This is a genomic window from Neobacillus oceani, from assembly GCF_046237595.1.
Taxonomy (GTDB): domain Bacteria; phylum Bacillota; class Bacilli; order Bacillales; family Cytobacillaceae; genus Bacillus_D; species Bacillus_D oceani.
The window spans coordinates 3346529-3365320 of the sequence record NZ_CP143543.1 but is presented as its reverse complement, the minus strand read 5'-3'; the positions used below and the strand labels follow the sequence as shown (position 1 = coordinate 3365320).

17 protein-coding genes, 3 tRNA genes and 1 other RNA gene are annotated in these 18792 nt (G+C 46.3%); 9 read left to right on the top strand and 12 right to left on the bottom strand.

Annotated elements, in window-relative coordinates; all coding sequences use genetic code 11:
* Positions 1-162 precede the first annotated feature (162 nt).
* Positions 163-690, top strand: coding sequence for a phasin family protein (locus tag V1499_RS17070; protein ID WP_409271038.1), 528 nt, complete (start codon positions 163-165; stop codon positions 688-690).
* 14 nt (positions 691-704) lie between these two features.
* Positions 705-2381, top strand: coding sequence for an ABC1 kinase family protein (locus tag V1499_RS17065; protein ID WP_409271037.1), 1677 nt, complete (start codon positions 705-707; stop codon positions 2379-2381).
* A gap of 314 nt (positions 2382-2695) precedes the next feature.
* Here V1499_RS17065 and ssrS read toward each other — a convergent pair.
* From ssrS to V1499_RS17050, 3 genes are all read right to left on the bottom strand, one after another.
* A non-coding RNA gene (gene ssrS, locus V1499_RS17060) (6S RNA) lies at positions 2696-2891 on the bottom strand.
* Between the two features lie 57 nt (positions 2892-2948).
* Positions 2949-3725 (bottom strand): GDSL-type esterase/lipase family protein, encoded by a 777-nt coding sequence (locus tag V1499_RS17055; protein WP_409271036.1) that lies wholly within the window; start codon positions 3723-3725, stop codon positions 2949-2951.
* Between the two features lie 32 nt (positions 3726-3757).
* Positions 3758-4081 (bottom strand): hypothetical protein, encoded by a 324-nt coding sequence (locus tag V1499_RS17050; protein ID WP_409271035.1) that lies wholly within the window; start codon positions 4079-4081, stop codon positions 3758-3760.
* 68 nt (positions 4082-4149) lie between these two features.
* On the opposite strand from V1499_RS17050, the gene V1499_RS17045 reads away from it, so the two are divergent.
* The 4 genes from V1499_RS17045 (at position 4150) to V1499_RS17030 (ending at position 9288) form a co-directional block, all read left to right on the top strand.
* Positions 4150-5307 (top strand): hypothetical protein, encoded by a 1158-nt coding sequence (locus V1499_RS17045; RefSeq protein WP_409271034.1) that lies wholly within the window; start codon positions 4150-4152, stop codon positions 5305-5307.
* Between the two features lie 312 nt (positions 5308-5619).
* On the top strand, positions 5620-6327 hold the full coding sequence (locus V1499_RS17040) for a winged helix-turn-helix domain-containing protein (RefSeq protein ID WP_409271033.1): 708 nt from the start codon (positions 5620-5622) through the stop codon (positions 6325-6327).
* Positions 6317-7750 carry a sensor histidine kinase gene (locus V1499_RS17035; protein ID WP_409271032.1) on the top strand — a complete coding sequence of 478 codons (1434 nt, stop codon included), beginning with the start codon at positions 6317-6319 and terminating at the stop codon, positions 7748-7750. The genes V1499_RS17040 and V1499_RS17035 overlap by 11 nt, the downstream gene beginning before the upstream one ends.
* A gap of 311 nt (positions 7751-8061) precedes the next feature.
* Positions 8062-9288, top strand: coding sequence for a S1C family serine protease (locus tag V1499_RS17030; RefSeq protein WP_409271031.1), 1227 nt, complete (start codon positions 8062-8064; stop codon positions 9286-9288).
* A 48-nt stretch (positions 9289-9336) separates the two neighbouring features.
* Here the strand turns inward: V1499_RS17030 and katA are convergent, their stop codons facing one another.
* The 3 genes from katA to V1499_RS17015 all read right to left on the bottom strand — a co-directional run bounded on the left by katA (position 9337) and on the right by V1499_RS17015 (position 12529).
* Positions 9337-10791, bottom strand: coding sequence for a catalase KatA (gene katA / locus V1499_RS17025; RefSeq protein ID WP_409271030.1), 1455 nt, complete (start codon positions 10789-10791; stop codon positions 9337-9339).
* 228 nt (positions 10792-11019) lie between these two features.
* Positions 11020-11826, bottom strand: a complete 807-nt coding sequence (locus V1499_RS17020; RefSeq protein ID WP_409271029.1) for a C39 family peptidase — start codon at positions 11824-11826, stop codon at positions 11020-11022.
* 172 nt (positions 11827-11998) lie between these two features.
* The gene (locus tag V1499_RS17015) at positions 11999-12529 is read right to left on the bottom strand and encodes a YceI family protein (protein WP_409271028.1); all 531 of its coding nucleotides are present in this window, start codon (positions 12527-12529) and stop codon (positions 11999-12001) included.
* A gap of 252 nt (positions 12530-12781) precedes the next feature.
* Here V1499_RS17015 and V1499_RS17010 point away from each other — a divergent pair, with 252 nt between their 5' ends.
* Positions 12782-13222, top strand: a complete 441-nt coding sequence (locus V1499_RS17010; protein ID WP_409271027.1) for a Dps family protein — start codon at positions 12782-12784, stop codon at positions 13220-13222.
* A gap of 89 nt (positions 13223-13311) precedes the next feature.
* Here V1499_RS17010 and V1499_RS17005 read toward each other — a convergent pair.
* The 3 genes from V1499_RS17005 to V1499_RS16995 all read right to left on the bottom strand — a co-directional run bounded on the left by V1499_RS17005 (position 13312) and on the right by V1499_RS16995 (position 13673).
* A tRNA-Ser gene (locus V1499_RS17005) sits at positions 13312-13399 on the bottom strand.
* Between the two features lie 10 nt (positions 13400-13409).
* Positions 13410-13483, bottom strand: a tRNA-Gly gene (locus tag V1499_RS17000).
* 106 nt (positions 13484-13589) lie between these two features.
* Positions 13590-13673 (bottom strand) — tRNA-Leu (locus V1499_RS16995).
* 164 nt (positions 13674-13837) lie between these two features.
* On the opposite strand from V1499_RS16995, the gene V1499_RS16990 reads away from it, so the two are divergent.
* Together V1499_RS16990 and V1499_RS16985 are read left to right on the top strand one after the other, a co-directional pair.
* Complete coding sequence (locus tag V1499_RS16990; RefSeq protein ID WP_409271026.1) at positions 13838-14449, top strand: hypothetical protein; 612 nt, start codon at positions 13838-13840, stop codon at positions 14447-14449.
* 73 nt (positions 14450-14522) lie between these two features.
* Positions 14523-14981, top strand: a complete 459-nt coding sequence (locus V1499_RS16985; RefSeq protein WP_409271025.1) for an SAM-dependent methyltransferase — start codon at positions 14523-14525, stop codon at positions 14979-14981.
* 75 nt (positions 14982-15056) lie between these two features.
* On the opposite strand, the gene V1499_RS16980 is transcribed toward V1499_RS16985, so the two are convergent.
* The 3 genes from V1499_RS16980 to V1499_RS16970 form a co-directional block, all read right to left on the bottom strand.
* On the bottom strand, positions 15057-15881 hold the full coding sequence (locus V1499_RS16980) for a GNAT family N-acetyltransferase (protein WP_409271024.1): 825 nt from the start codon (positions 15879-15881) through the stop codon (positions 15057-15059).
* A 37-nt stretch (positions 15882-15918) separates the two neighbouring features.
* Complete coding sequence (locus V1499_RS16975; protein ID WP_409271023.1) at positions 15919-16827, bottom strand: selenium metabolism-associated LysR family transcriptional regulator; 909 nt, start codon at positions 16825-16827, stop codon at positions 15919-15921.
* A 128-nt stretch (positions 16828-16955) separates the two neighbouring features.
* Positions 16956-18641: a hypothetical protein gene (locus V1499_RS16970; RefSeq protein WP_409271022.1), complete on the bottom strand. Its 1686-nt coding sequence runs from the start codon at positions 18639-18641 to the stop codon at positions 16956-16958.
* Between the last annotated feature and the right edge of the window lie 151 nt (positions 18642-18792).

Genomic DNA, 18792 nt, shown 5'->3' with positions numbered 1-18792 from the left:
AAGGTATCGGACTCCAGCAAAATATTCAAGTTGCCTGGCCAAGGAACCGAAGTCAAACTCTTGTACCTGCCATGAAAAAGATTTTTCTTCCATTGCATGGGTAAAATTTGTCCTTTTAGGGTATTAGGAAATGACATAGTGAAGAGGAGGCTGAAACGAGATATGAGCGATTTATTCAGCAGAGGAATTTTGCTTGGCCTTGGAGCGGCAATCGCAGGCAAGGAAAAACTTGAAGAAACGATTATGAAAATGGCCGAACAGGGCACGATGAGCAAAAACGAAGCGGAATCACTGTTCAATGACCTTGTCAGGAAAGGCGCGCAAAAAAGCGAGAGCTGGAACCAGGATATCCGGAACTCAATCACAAGCCAGCTGAAAGAGTTAGGATTTGTAACAAAGGACGAATTCGAGACGCTTCAGGCCCAAATCGTCCTTTTGCAAAAAGAGCTTGCCTCACTCCGAACGAAGGATAGCCAGCAGTCCGAAAAATCTTCCGGCTATGCGGATAACGGAAGCGGGCTGAGCTCTGCCGGTTCGGGGTTCGGCGAAACTCTCCCGGGGGCGGGTATTCAAGGTGTACCGGAAGATATGCAATTGACTGGCGCTGATGAACAAACGGGTTTCACCGGAAACCTGGCCGATACTGCCAGCAAAAAAATCTCTCCCGATACAGACCGCGTTCATGACTGACAGTTGGTGATGGAATGTTGACAGATAAGCTGCGGCGATTAAACAGATACAAAGAAATCCTTTCCCTTCTAGGGAAATACGGATTCGGATATTTGATAGAAGAGGTCGGCCTTAGCCAGCTCCTTTCATTTAAGGATCGGATTAAGGCCGATTTTAAAAAGGAAAACTCCCAGGAGATGGGCGTCCGAATCAAGGGCCTGCTGGAAGAGCTCGGCCCCACATTCATTAAGCTCGGCCAGCTCCTAAGTATCAGGAGCGACCTATTGCCTGACGATGTCATTAGGGAACTGGAGACGCTTCAGGACGATGTTCCGCCCGTTCCGATCGAACGAATAATGGAAAAGCTTACAAGCGAACTGGGCAAGCCTCCAGAAGAAATCTTCCATTCCTTTAATGAAGACTACGTGGCGGCCGCATCCATTGGCCAGGTCCATGAAGCTGTATTGTGGACAGGCGAAAAAGTCATGGTGAAAGTACAGCGGCCCGGCATACAGAAAACGGTCCATACCGACTTAGAAATCCTCCGTGATTTGTCAAAGCTGCTAGAACAGCATTATGATTGGGCCGAGCAATACAACGTATCGGAAATCACCGAAGAACTTAGCAATTCAATCAGAAAAGAACTAGATTATATAGAAGAAGCCCGCAATACCGAAACGATCGCACTTCAGTTTGAAAAAAACGAAAAGATCAAAGTCCCGGAAATCTTCTGGGATTACACGACTTCAAATATTTTAACAATGGAAAAAATCGATGGTATCAAGATAACCGACGTAAATGTGAATGTGGCGGACAAGAAAAAACGGCGAGAGCTAGCTGATCTGCTTGTCCAGTCATTTGTCACACAAATTTTACGAGAAGGTTTTTTCCATGGCGATCCGCATCCGGGGAATATGCTCTATACGGAAAGGACCGGGCAGCTTGCATTCATTGACTTTGGCCAGGTTGGCAGGCTTTCGGGCAGGATGCGTTATGAAACGGCTTCGATGATGATCGGCCTAATGCGAGAGGACACAGACATGATCGTCAAAGCGCTTTATCGGCTGTCGGATGTACCATCGGATGTGGATGAAAAGGAATTTTACGATGATGTCGACCGGATCAGCAAGACGGTGAGCAGGGTTCCACTCGGGGAAATGGACCTCGGAATGACGGTCAAGGATTTGCTTTCCACCGCGCAGGAACACCGGATTATCGTGCCGACCGAGTTGACGATGCTAGGGAAAACATTGATCACTGTCGAAGGAATCATTTCAGCAATCGACCCTGAGCTGAACCTGATCCAGCTGGCCAGGCCATACGCAGAGGAACTGGTCATGGAGCGCTACAACCCATTTCATATAGGAAAACGGCTCCTGAAAGACGCGGAGGAAATGTCGGAAACCATTGCGAAGCTCCCCCGCCGTGTTGATGAAGTCCTTGAACAGACTGCGGATGGCGAGCTGAAACTGAAAATCAGCCTCTCACAAATCGATTCCATTTTCAACAAAATCGATCGGATCTCAAACCAAGTATCCTTCAGCCTGACACTACTCGCCTTCAGCATCGTCGTCCTGGGGCTTATAATTGGAGCGACCTTTGGGACGGATACATTCCTGACAAGCATCCACGCGCTTGAAATCGGCTTCGCCGTCGCGTTCCTCATGTTCCTCTGGATCATTTATTCAATCTTAAGGTCAGGCAGGTTTTAAAAACAATGCACGGTTAGCGGGACTCACCACTGAGGAAAACTTCTAAGATTAATCATTGCAGGGCCAGTGAGTCTTTGCCTGTCACGAAGGAACTTTGGCATTTTGTTGGAGTCTCCACATGCCGCTGCATCTGGATGGAATCGGAGTGAAGTATTACGATTGAAGCGCCTGGAGCGCAAATCAAAAAATTTAAGAAAACAACTCTTTATAGTGAAATCCCGGTTTGAAAGTGCCGGGTCTTTTTTCGCTTGCCTGCCTTCAAAGGAGACACCAAAAAACCGGCCCCATCCGGGAACCGGTCATAATATTAAAAGGGAAAAGCCGCATTTGCCGTAGGTAATATAAGAAAGTTTTAAACCACCACTCCTCAAAGTGGGTGTCTCCAGAAGCGTTCCTGCCTGTCCCCCTTGCCGTGTAGGCGAAGGCATGTCATTCCGGCTTCGTTCAAAAACTCCCTATAACAGCTTAAAGGTTAAAACTTTATTATGAGTACGAACAACGCAGCTTGATAGTAGTATGATACAATAATTGCCTTGAATATTCAATGTAAATCAATTCCAAATCGCGTTAAGCAGCGGCTTTTATCATACTCGTCTTCAATTGGAAAATGATTTGCGAAGCAATCGCCTTATAGCCAAGGGAATTCGGATGGACGCCGTCCGGGGCAAGGTTCTGCAAATTATCCCCGTTTATGACCTTCGACGTTTCCACGACAATGGCAGTCGGGATGTCCTTGGCCGTCCTGTAAATGTTCAAATTCCATTTTGGCAAAAGCTTGTCGGCCATTCCATAATACGCCGCTTCGGGATTAAGGGGATTATACAATTCCAGGAACACAATCGTCGCCTTTGGATTCATCTCCGTAATCCTTGCTGCGATATCGGCCAAATTTTGCGAAAAAGACTCTTGAATCGAATCGAACGCCTTGAAGGCGGACTGGAAATCCGTCTTCTTCGCTGCCCGAAGGACATCATTTCCACCGATATTCACCGTAATAATATCGGCCCGCTTAATTTCCTCGTCATACTTGCTTGAATCAACGAGCTGCTTCAACTCGCCGCTCGTCATCCCGCTGACCCCTTCATTCTGGAAATCGACTTCCTTAGCAGTCAGCCTCCCAAGCTCTTCGGAAAAATGCCGGACAAGATTTTGGTCCTGGTCCGCTCCAATCCCACGGATAATCGAATCCCCAAGGGCAAGATGGTACAGCGAATTCTTCGGATACTTCGAATAATAATCAATATATGTCGGAGAGCTTTCCTGGCCGGATGCTTCCAGCGACTGTTTTTTCAATTGGCTAATCTGATACTGGGGATAATAAAGCCAGCCGGCAATACTTCCCACAATGATGACGGCAACCAGGAGGATGTACTTAGCTATTGATTATGCTCCCCTTCCATTATTCTCTTAAATTTTCTTACAACCATTATACCAAAATATGTATAGGGAATAATTAGGTAATCACTGGTAATTCCCTTTCCCAGCCAGCCATAAACCTCTTTTTTTAGAGCCTGTTTTTTGAAAAATTGGCCACCCGGGCCATTTGTTTCGGAAGGCTTTTTCTTTACGCCGCCATCCAATTTTGCATCAGGATCAATCTGCAAAAGAAAAATTTTTTTGTCTGCTTGTTGGGGAGAATTGGCTCGTTTTTGTGAAAAAAGGAGCAATTTTTGTCGAATAAAAGCCCCTATGAATGGCAAGATAGATAATTTTTATCTAGAATTCAAACCGATTCTGTGCAACAATAACAGAGTAAGGAGGGGGAATTTTGAACAGAAAGATAATTTTGGTTATGATCGCAGTGTTTGCTTTGGCGATAACAGCCGGTGGTTATGCGGTATATGGAGCGAATAAAGACAAAAGAGCTGAAGATTCGGTAGAAGAGGCCAAAGCCTCCGCCGCCGACTTATATAAGGAATTGAAAAAATACATAAACTCCGGTGAAGAGACCAGCGAGTTTAAAGAAATTGATGGCGACAAAATTTTAACCGTAGAAGCAAAGATAGCCATTGCAAAAGCTGACCTTGAACACGCTTCGGAAAACGCAAAAAAGAAGCTTGGAAAAGTTTTGAAAGAAACGGTGGAACCAAAAATTAAAGAAATACAGGAATACAATAAAGGCGCTGCAATCGCGACGACTTTATTTGGACGGATCAAAGAGGCGGAAAAGCTGGCCGCGGAAAATCCGTTAACGCCCGAGCTGCTTGCTGGATTGCCGCAGCTGAAAGAAGACACAATTGAGGAAAGCAGCAAATTCAAAAGCCTTGAGGCGCCATATTCCACTCTATTCGCCGACAGATACATCCTGAGAGTCGAAAAGCTTGAGGGAATCATCAATATGTTCGCGACAGCCGAACAGACTGTCCAGGCGGTCATCGATATGTCTGTCGATGAAAAGACTAGCAGGGAAGTGTTTGAAAAAAAAGCTGAAGAAGCGAAAAAAATGATTGAAGACCTCACGAATGAAGCCGCACGGGAAGAATTGACAGATGAACTAGAAAAAGCGACGACGGCTTTCTATACAGCGGCTGTGGAGCGAGAAGAACTGGCCAGAAAAAAGGCTGAGGAAGAAGCAAAAACGTTTACCGCCGGGGATGGGACCGTCTTTGAACTCGGGGAAGGGCCTAATTTCGAGCCGGAAGCATCTGTGGCAAAAAAACATGGAGGAAAGGTTTACTACATGCCGAATTCCGACGTGGGAATCATCGTCAAAGATAAAACGGCGATCCTGTCAATGAGCACTGGCTCAATCGGAACGACAACCGGCCAGGCGAAGCTCCTTGCCGATTTGCTAGTGGCGAAGGGATACAAAATCTCGTACGAAACGATAAAGGGTGTCGTGGATTCAGGCACGACTTTTGAGGACACGAACGATTTCATCCGTGTTTACAAAGAAGGGGAAAAGCTATACGCGAATATGTGGTAATTATAAGAAGCATCCAGGATACATATGCCTGGGTGCTTTTGATTTTTGAACGTCCGACTTGCATTTCGTGATTCTCTTTGGGGAATTCCCTCCGAGGAATGATACGATACTTGTTGCGGAAACTCTTCTCGGAATGATACGGCATTTATCGAAAAACCGCTTAAAATAACAAGGGTGCAATACCTCAACAGTGTGAACAAACTGTTTCCAAACCATTAAGATTTATGTAAAATTGCGCAAACAAGTTGATTCCGCGCCCAAGAAGATTTACTTTTGTACTAACGGAATGGCCCTTTTTGGAGGTTAATGAGAATGAGGATACTTGTAATAGAAGACAATGAAAGCGTTTGTGAAATGATTGGGATGTTTTTTTTAAAAGAAGGCATTGAAGGGGAGTTCATCCACAATGGGCTCGATGGCTACAACCGCTATAAAGAGGGCGGATGGGACTTGCTGATTGTCGACTGGATGCTTCCTGGCATGGATGGTGTAACCCTTTGCCGGAAAATCCGCCAGGAAAAGAGCAAAATCCCGATTATCATGCTGACCGCGAAGGACAGCGAATCCGATCAGGTTCTTGGGCTTGAAATGGGTGCTGACGACTATGTGACGAAACCGTTCAGCCCGCTCGCCCTTATGGCGAGGATCAAGGCGGTTGCACGCAGATATCAGAGGGCCGGGGACACGGAGGATCAGCCGAGGCATATGATCTCGACAATGCATTTCCGGATCAACAAGGACACGAGGGAAGTGTTGCTTGACGGGACGGCGATTACAAACTTGACGCCAAAGGAATTTGATCTCTTGTCTTATCTCGCGTCCAACCCAAAGCAGGTATTTACGAGGGAACAGCTGCTTGAACGGGTTTGGGGCTATCAGTTTTACGGGGATGAGCGGACGGTCGATGTCCATATTAAACGGCTGCGGAAAAAAGTCGGGACTGCCGCACAGCCGTTTTTCCATACAGTATGGGGGGTAGGCTATAAGTTTGATGAGACGGTGGAGGCCCATGAGGATTAAGTATTTTTACCAGCAGCTGTTCAGCCATATCGGGGTGTTGGTGGTCGCGTTCCTTGTTCTGAGCCTGCTGTTTACCCATTACGTCGAGAACCTTGTTTATCAGAGCAAGACCGACGAACTGCTCGAATACGGGGAAAATATTTTAACAGACCTTGAGTGGAGCAGCCGCAACCCGAGGGAGGCGGAGTCGGTCATCAACCAATATGCAAGGGTCCTGTTTGGCCGCGATATCCAATTCAGTGTTTTCCGTGTCGATGGAACGACGGTCACGCTGCTGAACCCGATCGCATGGAGGGGCCCGGCCATTGAATTGACGCGGTCGGACTGGATGAAGCTGCGGGCCGGCGAGCCGGTTGTCATTAAGTCGGATTTGGAGCGCTATAATCAGAACGTTTCAATTGTTACGATACCGTACAATGTTGGCGGGGAATTCGTTGGCGGTGTCCTGCTGATTTCCCCGGTAAAAGGGCCGAGGGAGATGATCAGCGTCATCAATGAGTACCTGCTCTATACAGTCCTGATTGCCCTCGCTGTATCTTTTTTACTGAGCTGGATCCTTTCAAGAATCCATGTTATCCGAATCAAACGCATCCAGAAGGCTGCATCCGCGGTTGCGGCTGGAGATTATTCCGTCCGTGTGCATTCATCCAATTTTGACGAGATTGGCGAGCTGTCGACCGATTTCAACCAGATGGTCGATAAAATCAACGAGTCGATGGAGGAAATTGAAAGCCTTGAAAACAGGCGGCGGCAGTTTATGGCGGATGTATCGCATGAATTGCGCACGCCGCTTACAACGATCAGCGGCATTATCGAAGGCCTTCGGAATGACATGATACCCGAGGCCGAAAAGGAAAAGGGCATCGACCTCGTCAGCAAAGAGTCGAAGCGCCTGATCCGGCTTGTGAACGAAAATCTCGATTACGAAAAAATTCGTTCCAACCAGGTCGTCCTTTCAAAGGAAGATATTGAGCTGTCCGAGGTGTTTGAAATCATCAAGGAACAGCTTGACCTGCAGGCTGAGGAACGAGGGAATGAAATCGTTGTCCACGTAAGTGACGAGACCATGATTTGGGCGGATTATGATCGGCTCTTGCAAATCCTGATCAACATTACGAAAAACAGCATCCAATTTACTGAGGGTGGCTTGATAAATCTGGCCGGCTATATGAAAGATGGCAGAACGGTTATCGAAATTTCCGATACCGGAATCGGCATCGACCCGGATGAAGTCGAAAAGATTTGGCGGCGCTTTTACAAAGCCGATCTTTCCCGGACAAGCAATCCGTACGGCGCGTTCGGCCTCGGGCTGTCAATCGTAAAACAGCTCGTCCAGCTCCACGACGGCGAAATCAGTGTTGCCAGCGAAAAAGGGAAAGGAACGAAATTTACGATCAAGATTCCATATAAGAAAGAAAAGTAAGCCGCGGGTAGGGTTCCGCGGCTTTTAATCATGCTCGCTGGGAAACCTAAAGAAGGTAGGCTTCGCTGGGGCTAACATAAAGTGGGCTAGAAGCTGTCAGAATCATAATGGGATTCGGACACTGCTTGGCGCTTATTCGAAAAGCAGTCCCACATCAAGAAGCCCCCCAGTAGAAAACTCCTCCAAATAGTTAAATTCCTGTATATTTCCTTATTTTTAAAAGCCTCGCCTCAGTTTGTTAATAATTTGTTCATATTTTCCGGATAAGATAGTAATAGATCGGAAAAGGATTATATTAGGAGGTAATCATATTGAATGATTTTTACCACAACTATCCACAACTCCCGCCACAGCCGGAGCCTGAGAAAAAGCCGGCCAAATCGGGAAAAATGAAAAGCTTCCTCTCTACCATCAGCGCGGGGGTCATCGGTTCGGCCCTTACCCTAGCCGCAGTCAATTATACAGATATTGGTTCAAGTATCGATAAACAAGCTCCGACACAGGAAAGCTCCGGCAGCCCAACTGCCAATCTCGTTCCCGCGTCAACCGTCTCCAGTACCGAAAAAGGAACGGTCGCCGATATGGTTGAAAAAGCATCCAAGGCGATTGTCGGCATTGTCAATTTACAGCAGCAAAACAATCCATTCGGTGATACACAGGGAATTGTGGAGCGTGGGTCTGGTTCGGGCGTCATTTTTAAAAAGGATGGAAACAAAGCTTATATCGTGACAAATAATCACGTAATCGAAAATGCTGAAAAACTCGAAGTTTCATTCTATGATGGCAAGAATGCCCCAGCTGAGGTTGTTGGCGCTGATGCCCTGACAGACCTCGCTGTTATAAAAGTCGATGCCAAGTATGTTGATCAAACCCTTGATTTCGCGGACTCTTCCACCCTGCGTCCGGGAGATGAAGTGTTTGCCATCGGGAACCCTCTCGGACAGGACCTATCGCGCACCGTTACTCGGGGAATTGTCAGCGCAATTAACCGCAGCATTGATGTAAACACATCGGCTGGGGAATGGAAGCTTGACGTCATTCAGACAGACGCGGCTATAAATCCTGGAAACTCGGGAGGCGCGTTGATTAACACAGCGGGGCAGCTAGTCGGCATTAATTCTTTGAAAATCTCAGATAGAGGCGTGGAAGGCCTTGGATTCGCAATCCCAAGCAATAATGTTGTCCCAATCGTTAACGAAATGATTAAAAACGGCAAAGTCGAACGGCCGTATCTCGGCGTAAGTCTTGCTGATTATGATCAAATCCATCCGGCATTCTTGCAGGACCTGCCTAAAGGGGTCGATTCAGGGACAATGGTTACATTCGTCCAGCCTGGTTCCGGCGCGGATAAAGCCGGCGTCCAAAAGCAGGATCTTATTGTAGCCATTAATGGGGAAAAGGTTGAGAATTCAGCCGATTTAAGGCGCTACATGTACTCCAGTGCCAAAGCCGGAGACAAAGTGAAGCTGAAAATTTACCGTAATGGCAAAGAGCGTACAATCGAAGTGACGCTGACAGGAAACAGCGTAACAAGCTAATCAAAAAAGGAAACGGGCTTTTTAGGCTCGTTTCCTTTTTGTTCTTCTTTAGGCGTTTACCGGAAGCGGCAGTCCAAGACCTTCGGCGACACGAGTTCCATACTCCCTGTCTGCTTTCAGGAAATGCCCGATCTGGCGCAGTTTGATGTCATCGCGCTCAACCGGCTTCATCGCCCCGACAATGTTCGCGACAAGCCGTGCTCTTTCTTCCTCGCTCATGAGCCGGTACAGGTCGCCCGCCTGTGTATAATGGTCATCATGGTCGTAGGATGTGCTCGATGCGGTGCCTGAAACCTCATATGGAGCAATCTTATTCTCTGGCGTTTCTTTTGGACCGCTAAAGCTGTTCGGTTCATAATAGACCGACCCGCCGCCATTGTTATCGAATCTCATTTGCCCATCGCGCTGATAATGGTTCACTTCGGAGCGCGGACGGTTGATTGGCAGCAGGTTGTGGTTTGTACCGACGCGGTAGCGGTGAGCGTCCGAATAGGCGAACAGGCGCCCTTGCAACATTTTATCAGGCGATGCTTCGATTCCCGGGACAAAGTTCCCAGGGGAGAAAGTTGCCTGTTCAACTTCCGCAAAATAGTTTTCCGGGTTTTTGTTCAGAACCATCCGGCCGACTTCCTGAAGAGGATAATCCTTCTGGGACCAAACCTTTGTTACGTCAAATGGATCCCAACGGTATGTATCCGCATCAGCCAGCGGCATGATTTGCACATAGAGCCTCCATGCCGGATAATCCCCATTTTCAATCGCATTATGCAAATCTTCAATATGGTAATCAGGATTGGTTCCCGCAATTTCAGCGGCTGTTTCCGGCGCGAGGTTTGCGATTCCCTGTTCGGTCTTAAAGTGGTATTTCACCCAAAAGGCTTCCCCGGCTGCGTTCACCCATTTGAACGTATGGCTGCCAAAACCGTGCATATGGCGGAAAGTCGCCGGAATGCCGCGGTCGGAAAACAGAATCGTTACTTGATGGAGAGACTCAGGCGAGAGTGACCAGAAATCCCACACTGCATTCGGGTTCTTAAGATGTGTTTTCGGGTCCCGCTTCTGCGTATGGATGAAGTCAGGGAATTTAATCGCGTCCCTGATGAAAAACACGGGAGTATTGTTTCCTACGAGGTCGTAGTTTCCATCCTCGGTATAGAATTTTACCGCGAACCCGCGCGGATCGCGAACAGTGTCGGATGACCCGAGCTCGCCGGCAACCGTTGAGAATCGGATGAACATTGGCGTCCGTTTGCCAACTTCTGAAAGAAACTTCGCTTTTGTAAAAATGCTCACATCTTTTGTTACTTCAAAATAGCCATGGGCACCCGCGCCTTTTGCATGGACGACCCGTTCAGGGATACGCTCCCGGTTAAAATGCGCCAATTTTTCAAGCAAATGGACATCCTGGATGAGAGTCGGGCCGCGCTGCCCGGCGGTGATGGAGTTTTGGTTGTCGCCGACAGGCGCGCCCCAGCTCGTCGTCAGCTTTTTTTCGTTTTCCATGATTCATCCTCCTTTACCTTATAAGCATAGTGCATAAGGTATTAAATGATATTAATTATTACTTTATAATAATTATAATTTAATGCGGAGTGAAAAGTCAAACTTTTGCAAACTCTATAAAAAGGTATATGGCCAGGCATTGTAGGATATGACTATTTTTGCAGTGGAATGGCAAAAAGCAGCAGGCCAATTCAGCCAGCTGCTTTCCATTTTTAAAGTATTCTAATCTTAATCATTAATCACGACGGCCTGGCTTCCCATCTGTTCCCAAGCCTTTATAAAATTGTTCCTGTCAGCCTTCCTGTCCTTCGTACCGTACGGATCATTGAAATAAATATAATTCTCGTCAAAACCCGTCAACGCCACACTGTGCATTTTAAACGTAATCTTTACCTGTCCTTCGGGTGTGTCCCATGTTTTAAAATTGGCTTCCCCAAGCGGCGCGTAAAGCGTGTTGATAATGACCCAGACGGGTGAGCCGGCGGCAAGTTTTTCAATTACTGCATCGAACGGCTTCCCTGTCAGGTCCTCAGCCCGCGAACCAGCGTACTCCCTGGCCAGTTCAAAAATCGGGCCATGGTACACGCCCAGGCCTGGCCCCACTTCCATATTTCCGACAAACCCTGAATAAGGATTTCCATATTGCCCATTTTCATATCGCAAAGGAACCCGTTTTACTTTCTTCGCCAAATCTCCTTTTGAAACATCGATCCCCTCGTAATTCAAGACCATTGCAAGGCTGGTAACTTCACACCCATTGTACAGCCTTGGTGCAGCCATTTGGTTTAACAGCGGTACATCCAGGTTGATTTTTTCAACAGGCTTTGGCTGTTCGGGAATTTCCTTCTTTTTAAGATTCCGTTCCGCCTTGGCGGCATCTGCATTTGCCCTCGTGGTGTAATCATTTTTAAAATAAGATATAACCTTCTCTGTCTTTAACAGGAATGAAGTTTTCTCCTGGTCCGGAAGAACAAAAAATCCCGTCAGCAAGACAATCACGGCCGCCCCAATTCCGTAACCAATCAGTTTTCTCATGACAATCCTCCAACCGACTCCCTTTATTTTGCTCTATATCTCTATTACTACCCATACTCCAAAGTTTAGCAAAATATAGAGAATAATCCAGCCCCGTTGAACGAAAACCCTCATAAAGACCCATCAGGAAAAAATAAAAAACGCACGGACAATTGCCCGTACGTTCGAATTATTATGCTCTTGATGCTTGGATTTCAAATGTGATTTTGATTTTATCGCCTACAAGGACACCGCCAGTTTCAAGTGCGGCATTCCAAGTAAGGCCATAGTCAGCTCGGTTGATGCTTCCAGAACCGCTGAAGCCGACTTTTTCGTTGCCCCAAGGATCTTTTCCGGAACCCTCGAAAACAACTGCGAACGTTTCAGGGCGTGTCACTCCACGGATTGTAAGGTCGCCTGTCACATCATATTCGCCTTCATCGGTTTTCACAACGTTTGTGGCTGTGAACGTAATTTTCGGGTTGTTTTCCACATCGAAGAAATCAGCGGAACGAAGGTGGTTGTCGCGGTCTTCGTTGCGGGTATTAATGCTTGCCGTATCAATCGAGAAAGAAATGTCCGCAGTTGTCAAATCAGCTGGATCCGCTTCAACAGAAGCATCAAATGCTTGGAAAGTGCCCTTAACATTTGCAATCATCATATGCCTTACAGAAAAGTCCACGCTGCTGTGCGCCGGGTCAATTGCCCATTTTGTTTTTGCCATTTTCTCTTCCTCCTAAAATTGTGATAATGTAAAGTATTTTTAATTTGAGATAACTAATTTCAAGCTTTATTATATAAAGATACCGCTTGTTTTGTCAAATAATTTTTTCAAGTACGGGAGATTTTTTCCAACATGATTGAAATTATGAAAGGAGGGTAAACTGAAATGGGCTTTGTCCGCGCTTTTTATTTTATCAAGAGATAAGAAGAAGCGGGCAAGATAGAATATGTATATAAGGCAGGAGGAATTCTTATGAGTAAAGAGTTAACAAACATCGTAAATAAACAGGTAGCGAACTGGAGTGTATTGTTCATCAAGCTTCACAATTACCATTGGTACGTGACCGGACCGGAGTTTTTCACGCTCCATGCAAAATTCGAGGAGCTTTATAACGAAGCCGCTGTCCATATCGATGAGCTGGCGGAGAGGCTGCTGGCGCTAGGAGAAAAACCTGTCGCAACAATGAAGGATTGCCTTGAACTGTCATCCGTCAACGAAGCGGAGGGCGGGGAAAGTGCAAAAGAAATGGTTCGTTCGATTGCGGACGATTTTACAACGTTGATCGGTGAATTAAAGGAAGGGATGGATCTTGCGTCGGAAACAGGTGACGAAACAACCGGCGACATGCTTCTGGCCATCCATGCAAGCCTTGAAAAGCATGTTTGGATGCTGAACTCGTTCCTTGGAAAATAATCAAAAAGAAAAACAGGACTGCCATTTTGGCTAGTCCTGTTTTAGTTTTGAAAAAATAAAAAGCGCCTGCGAATACAGGCGCCGGCTAGAGGAGAAGATGAGATTCGAACTCACGCGACGGTCGCCCGCCCTAGCGCATTTCGAGTGCGCCCCCTTGAACCACTTGGGTACTTCTCCATAAAGTTGTTGGAGCGGGTGAGGGGAATCGAACCCCCGCTGTCAGCTTGGGAAGCTGGAGTTCTGCCATTAAACTACACCCGCAGGCAGAAAATTGTTATGGTCGATAAAACAGGACCCACAATGTCCCGAACGCAATGCTGTACCGAGTGAACTCTTGGCTGTGTTGCAGTCTGCGATTTTTTAAAAGTGCGGATGAGAGGACTTGAACCTCCACGGGGTTGCCCCCACTAGAACCTGAATCTAGCGCGTCTGCCGATTCCGCCACACCCGCGTTTTTAAGAAAAACAGCATAAATAATATATCATAATAATACCTTTTTTTAAAGAGGAAATTTCTCCTTGGCAATTAATTTCTTGTGACATTAATCTTTTCCAGAATTACAAAAAAGTAATAAAATGGAATAGAAGGGTTGTACATGAAAGGTGGGAATTAGCGATGCGGCAATATAAGACGGTGTTCCTTCTATTCCTTCTGGTTTTTGGGTTTGGATTTGTAGTTAAAGCAACAAGCTGGGTAATGCTCAAGCCTGAGGAAGTTGTAGGCAGGGCGGAACGTGTTGTTGTTGGCAAATATGATTTTTCAAGTGAGAGGGTTATAGGGGAGCCCCAAATTTTTCAAGGGTATGACTTTGATGTACATAAGATCTATAAAGGTCCGAACATCACCTCACCTTTGAAGGTTGGCATAGATATGTATGACTTTGGATGGGTCAAGGAATTTCAGCAGCAAGGAGGGACCTTCCTGCTGTTCCTAGAGGATTCCGGAGACAAGTTTTTGTTTCCAGTTGGCGGGCCCAATGGAATGGTTCAATTGAAAAATGGAAAAGTTCATATTGAGGATCAAGATAGAAGAAAGTTTTTTGAGAAGTATGTAACAGAACGGGAAAAGGCAATCTCAAAAAAGGAGAGTGCGATTACCACTAAATCTGTTTCAGAGCGGAATTTAAAAGATACACCTGGCTTGAAGCGGTATTTTATTCCGATAACTTTATTCGTGCTTGCCGGCGCCATCATACTTTTTGGAATGAAAAAAATACGCGCCAAATAGGTAGTCAACCTGTTTATTAGTACTCAAGAATTGGATAAACTTATTTGAAAAACTTCTGTTTGGAGGAGAAGGCATGTTTACGGTCAAACCAGTGGGCAGGGTTTACAACAATCGCAAAGAAGTAAAGGACGATTATTGGGGAGATGTCATTTCAGAAATTGAGATGAACGAGATTCTGGATGGCAAGTGCCTTGAGGGAATCGAGGAATTTTCCCATCTGGAGATTTTATTCCTGTTCCATCTCCTCCCGGAGGATAAAATCGAGTACTGTGCAAGAAGGCCGCGTAATAATCCGGATTGGCCAGTGACCGGGATATTTGCGCAACGGGGCAAGAACCGGCCAAACCGGATTGGATCAACGATTGTCCGACTCCTAAAAAGGGAAGGAAATAAGCTTACAGTGGAGGGGCTGGACGCCATCGATGGTACGCCGGTTATCGATATCAAGCCTGTCATGAAGGAGTTTTTGCCGAAGGAAGAAGTCAGGCAGCCGCGCTGGGCATCTGAACTGATGGAGGATTATTGGAAATAACAAGGCTAATTAAAGATTGCAATCTGGTCAACGAAATATTAGAAAAGGCGGCCACAAAAAAGCCGCCTTTCCTACTTATAGCAAATACTCATAATAATCCTGCGCATGATAGGATTTAAATCCGCACGATTCATACAGCCTCAGCGCATGGGCGTTTTTCGCTTCGACTTCCAAAAAAAGCGGCCTGCCTGCCCTGTCTTCCTCAACAATGATCGACGAAAGCGCCTTTCTGCCAATCCCTTTTCCTTGGTATTCAGGCAAAATGGCAAAACCATAGATCCACGCCTCACCATTCGGATGGTCGACACGCATTTTCCCGACCGGCTCACCATCCGCTTCAACAATATAGAAATTTTCACTGCTGCTTTCCTTCAGTTCCTGATGATACGCAGCCGCTTCCTGTTCAAGAAACCCGAAACACTCTACTTCAAGGCGAATTTCGAGAGAATTGTCCTTCTGGGTTGAATGCCTCAAAATAACCCCTTCACTGGAAGGAGGAGCGGTTCCGTCCCACTTCATCTGGTATTCCGTCACAACGTAATGGTTCGGGACAGTTTCCAGGAAGCCCTTCGCCGATTCCGAGCCAGCGGGAGCGTTCAGGAGAATCTGCCTTGTGCCGCGTTTTTTCGCTTCTTCAATAGCTTCCTTTAAAAGCCCGGTGAAAATTCCTTTCCTGCGCCAGTTGGGGTGGACCATTCCACACAATTCAACCTTTGTGCCGAACCCGTAAAGGCCCAGGAATCCAACCAGCTGACCGTTTTCATAATGGAAAAAATCATCCTTATTGCCTTCTTTTCTTGCGGCAAGCATATCCCAATTTAATTTCAGTTCGAACCCGCCATCCCCTTCACATACAGCTTGCAATTCTTTAATTTCGTTCATTTGCTCCCCACTCAGCATCACAATCCCCCTTGCCTTTTTAAAAAAGCACTTATCTTTATTCGTTGCCGCTGCTGTTTAGTCCTGCCAACTTTCCGGCATAGTCGACAAAAAGCTTCGATATGAGGGGCAAGGTTTTGTTGATGTTATAGACGAGATAAAAATAGCGTTCATCGTGAAAACCTTCAATTTCATACATGTTGACCAAGTTGTGCCCGGCATAGTCACGCGCCGCTATTTCCGACATAATCGCGATGCCGATTCCTTGTCTCACAAATTGAATAAGGCTTTGTCCGGAATCGGTATATGCAATGACATTCAACTGGTCTTTTGGGATACCCGCTTTTTTGAAAAAACGTTCCAAAATCGAGTTCGTTCCTGAGTCGGAATGCCGCATCACAAAAGGATGGCTTTTGATATCATCAATCCTCACCGCTCCGGAAAACTCAATGTCTGTCGAGGTAACAAGAACAAGTTTCTCACGTAATAAGGGGACGTACCTCAACTTTTCATTCTCATATTTTTCTCCAAGCATGCCAACATCGACGGAGCCGTTCAGGACTTTGTCCGCTACGGCTTTTGATGGGTATTCCGAAATATTGAAGGTTGCGGCCGGGTATTCTGCGCGGAACTCCTTGATCATTTTCGGGAGGAGAAATTGTCCCGGGACGGAGCTTGCCGCCATCCTGATGGTGCCGCGAAATTCAGCCATACCTTTATTAAGGTCAAGGAGCGCTTCGTCTTTTAAAACAAGGAGCTTTTGTGCCCATTTATACAGGCGCTCCCCATGTGGAGTCAGGATGTTCTCCCGGCCAACCCTGTCGAACAGTTTGACGTCCAGCATTTTTTCAAGAGATTGGATATGGGAAGAGACGGTTGACTGGCTTAGGAAAATTTCTTCCGCCGCTTTTGAAAAGCTATTGTGTTCGACCACTTTTGTAAAAACAAACAATTGATGAAAATCCACGAGCTGGCCTCCTTTATTCAAGAAAACGATTTGTTGAATCGGTATTTTCGATACTAATAGAGTACCATGTTCTTTTTTCCGAAAAAAGGGGAAAGAAAATCCGCCGGGAGTCTTCCGGCGGATGTTGGCTATGACTGGATAAATGGTGCATGTTTCAAATGCCCGGTAAGTTCCTTCATACGGTAGGAGAATACTTCATAGTGAACCCAGGAAAGCGGAAACTTCATGGCCGGCTTCCCTTCATTGCCGTAAACAAGGACATGCCTTTTTGTCTTTTCAACCCGCCTGATTTCATGGAGCAGAATGCCCTCGCGTTTCTTCCCATCCTTGAGGATGAGCTCATGCCCGACAATCGAAATGCCTTTTGTTTTATTCCTTTTCAGCTGGGATATAGTCAGGGCGACGCCTGCGAGCGTGAACAAGAGCGATGGCACGATTGGGCCCTCGAATCCGTTTAGCAATTGCCGGATCCAATGCATAATCAAGAGCCCGTAGAAAAACCACATTCCTTTGCTGATGCCTGGTTTGCTATCATAATAAATACTGTTCTCGACCTCTGACTGCACTTCTTCACGCTTTTTGAAAAATACTTCTTTATGCCCTTCAATCGGCAAGGAATCCAAATCTATGAAGTCTGTAAACGTGCCGTCCCAAAGATGGGCGGTATCTTCGCCATCCTCAAGCGCGTAGGCGCCAGCCCAGCCAACAAACTCCCTGTCGAGCTCGGTAAAGGCCATCAAGTAAAAACGGATTGGCTGGCCATAGTAATTTTCCGTTTCCACCTTGTCAAGGATTCGAATATTCTCCGGAAAATGGGCCACTCCATCTTCATCCTCGGGCAGATTGACAATGGTCGTAAACAGCCTTGTTTTCGCCAAATGCTGCTGTTTTCCTTCTTTAATTGGATAGAGGTGCTCCAAATCCATTTCCTTGAGCTCCCAATAGGCCATCTCCGCGCTTTCTATATTTTCCGCGCACTCGGCAATGACGGATTTGTCGACCGGAAGACTTTTGGCAAGGCAAACAAGCAGCGCTTCAGTTTTAATAAACGGATCACGAAAGGACAATGCTTCGAGGAGCGCCTTCTCGGAGTCCTCGGAGAAATAATAGTTCATCAGTTTGAGGAAAAGCCTCATCCGGCTCCTGATGTAAAAATAATTGTCCTTCCAGGCTGTATACACGAATTTCGGTGAGTAATCTTTGTCGAAATTCATGTAAATTTCTTTTGCGGCCTGGTAATCTTCTAGTAGGAGCGGCAGGACTGTTTGCTTTTTAAAGCCTTTTTCCACTTCCGATGCATTGACGGCAAGTAGCAGATCATACAGCATGAATTTATAATGCTCCGAACCGAGCTTATCAAGTGTTCGGCCGAGAATATCCCTTGCCAGGACCGGAAACGTTGAAATTTCGCCAATTGGAATCATAAAGTCCTCTGTTCCATTTATGAGCCCAACAATCTTGTCTTCGAGAAAATTGAACACTTTCTCGTCTTCGGTTCCGAGCAAGTATTCAATTGCCCTTTCCTTTGCAGGGAGGCTCAGACCGTCAAAGTGTTTGATCAGGCAGATAACAACCTCCTCGATGGAAAAATTGCAGACAAAATCCGTTAAGTAATAGGAAGGGTTGTCCCACTTGTCAACCGGCTCTGGGAATGTCCCGGCTGCCGTGATGATCATGTCGCGCAGCACATCTACCTGTACTTCAAGGTTTTCCATCTGCCTGTATTCATAGAGCTGGTCAAGCCCTTCAAACCTTTTTTGCGGATTGTCACTCTTAACCATCCTCATAATTGACCGCAATTTTAATTCGTACAAGTTCTCCCCCACCCGTTCAAAAATTCTCCAATATTTAACTATCTATTCCTATTATTCTATTTTAAATTAATAGTATCATCAATCCCATTACGTGGAAAAAATGAAGCGGAGGACGTATCTTCTATTACTTCAAAAACGTTCATAAACTGAA

Excerpts from the sequence above, each read along its gene's own strand:
- V1499_RS16990 (WP_409271026.1), top strand. The coding sequence starts at position 13,838 with ATGCGGCAATATAAGACGGTGTTCCTTCTATTCCTTCTGGTTTTTGGG.
- V1499_RS16985 (WP_409271025.1), top strand. The coding sequence starts at position 14,523 with ATGTTTACGGTCAAACCAGTGGGCAGGGTTTACAACAATCGCAAAGAA.
- V1499_RS17070 (WP_409271038.1), top strand. The coding sequence starts at position 163 with ATGAGCGATTTATTCAGCAGAGGAATTTTGCTTGGCCTTGGAGCGGCA.
- V1499_RS17010 (WP_409271027.1), top strand. The coding sequence starts at position 12,782 with ATGAGTAAAGAGTTAACAAACATCGTAAATAAACAGGTAGCGAACTGG.
- V1499_RS17040 (WP_409271033.1), top strand. The coding sequence starts at position 5,620 with ATGAGGATACTTGTAATAGAAGACAATGAAAGCGTTTGTGAAATGATT.
- V1499_RS17020 (WP_409271029.1), bottom strand. The coding sequence starts at position 11,826 with ATGAGAAAACTGATTGGTTACGGAATTGGGGCGGCCGTGATTGTCTTG.
- V1499_RS16980 (WP_409271024.1), bottom strand. The coding sequence starts at position 15,881 with ATGCTGAGTGGGGAGCAAATGAACGAAATTAAAGAATTGCAAGCTGTA.
- V1499_RS17035 (WP_409271032.1), top strand. The coding sequence starts at position 6,317 with ATGAGGATTAAGTATTTTTACCAGCAGCTGTTCAGCCATATCGGGGTG.
- katA (WP_409271030.1), bottom strand. The coding sequence starts at position 10,791 with ATGGAAAACGAAAAAAAGCTGACGACGAGCTGGGGCGCGCCTGTCGGC.
- V1499_RS17015 (WP_409271028.1), bottom strand. The coding sequence starts at position 12,529 with ATGGCAAAAACAAAATGGGCAATTGACCCGGCGCACAGCAGCGTGGAC.
- V1499_RS17065 (WP_409271037.1), top strand. The coding sequence starts at position 705 with ATGTTGACAGATAAGCTGCGGCGATTAAACAGATACAAAGAAATCCTT.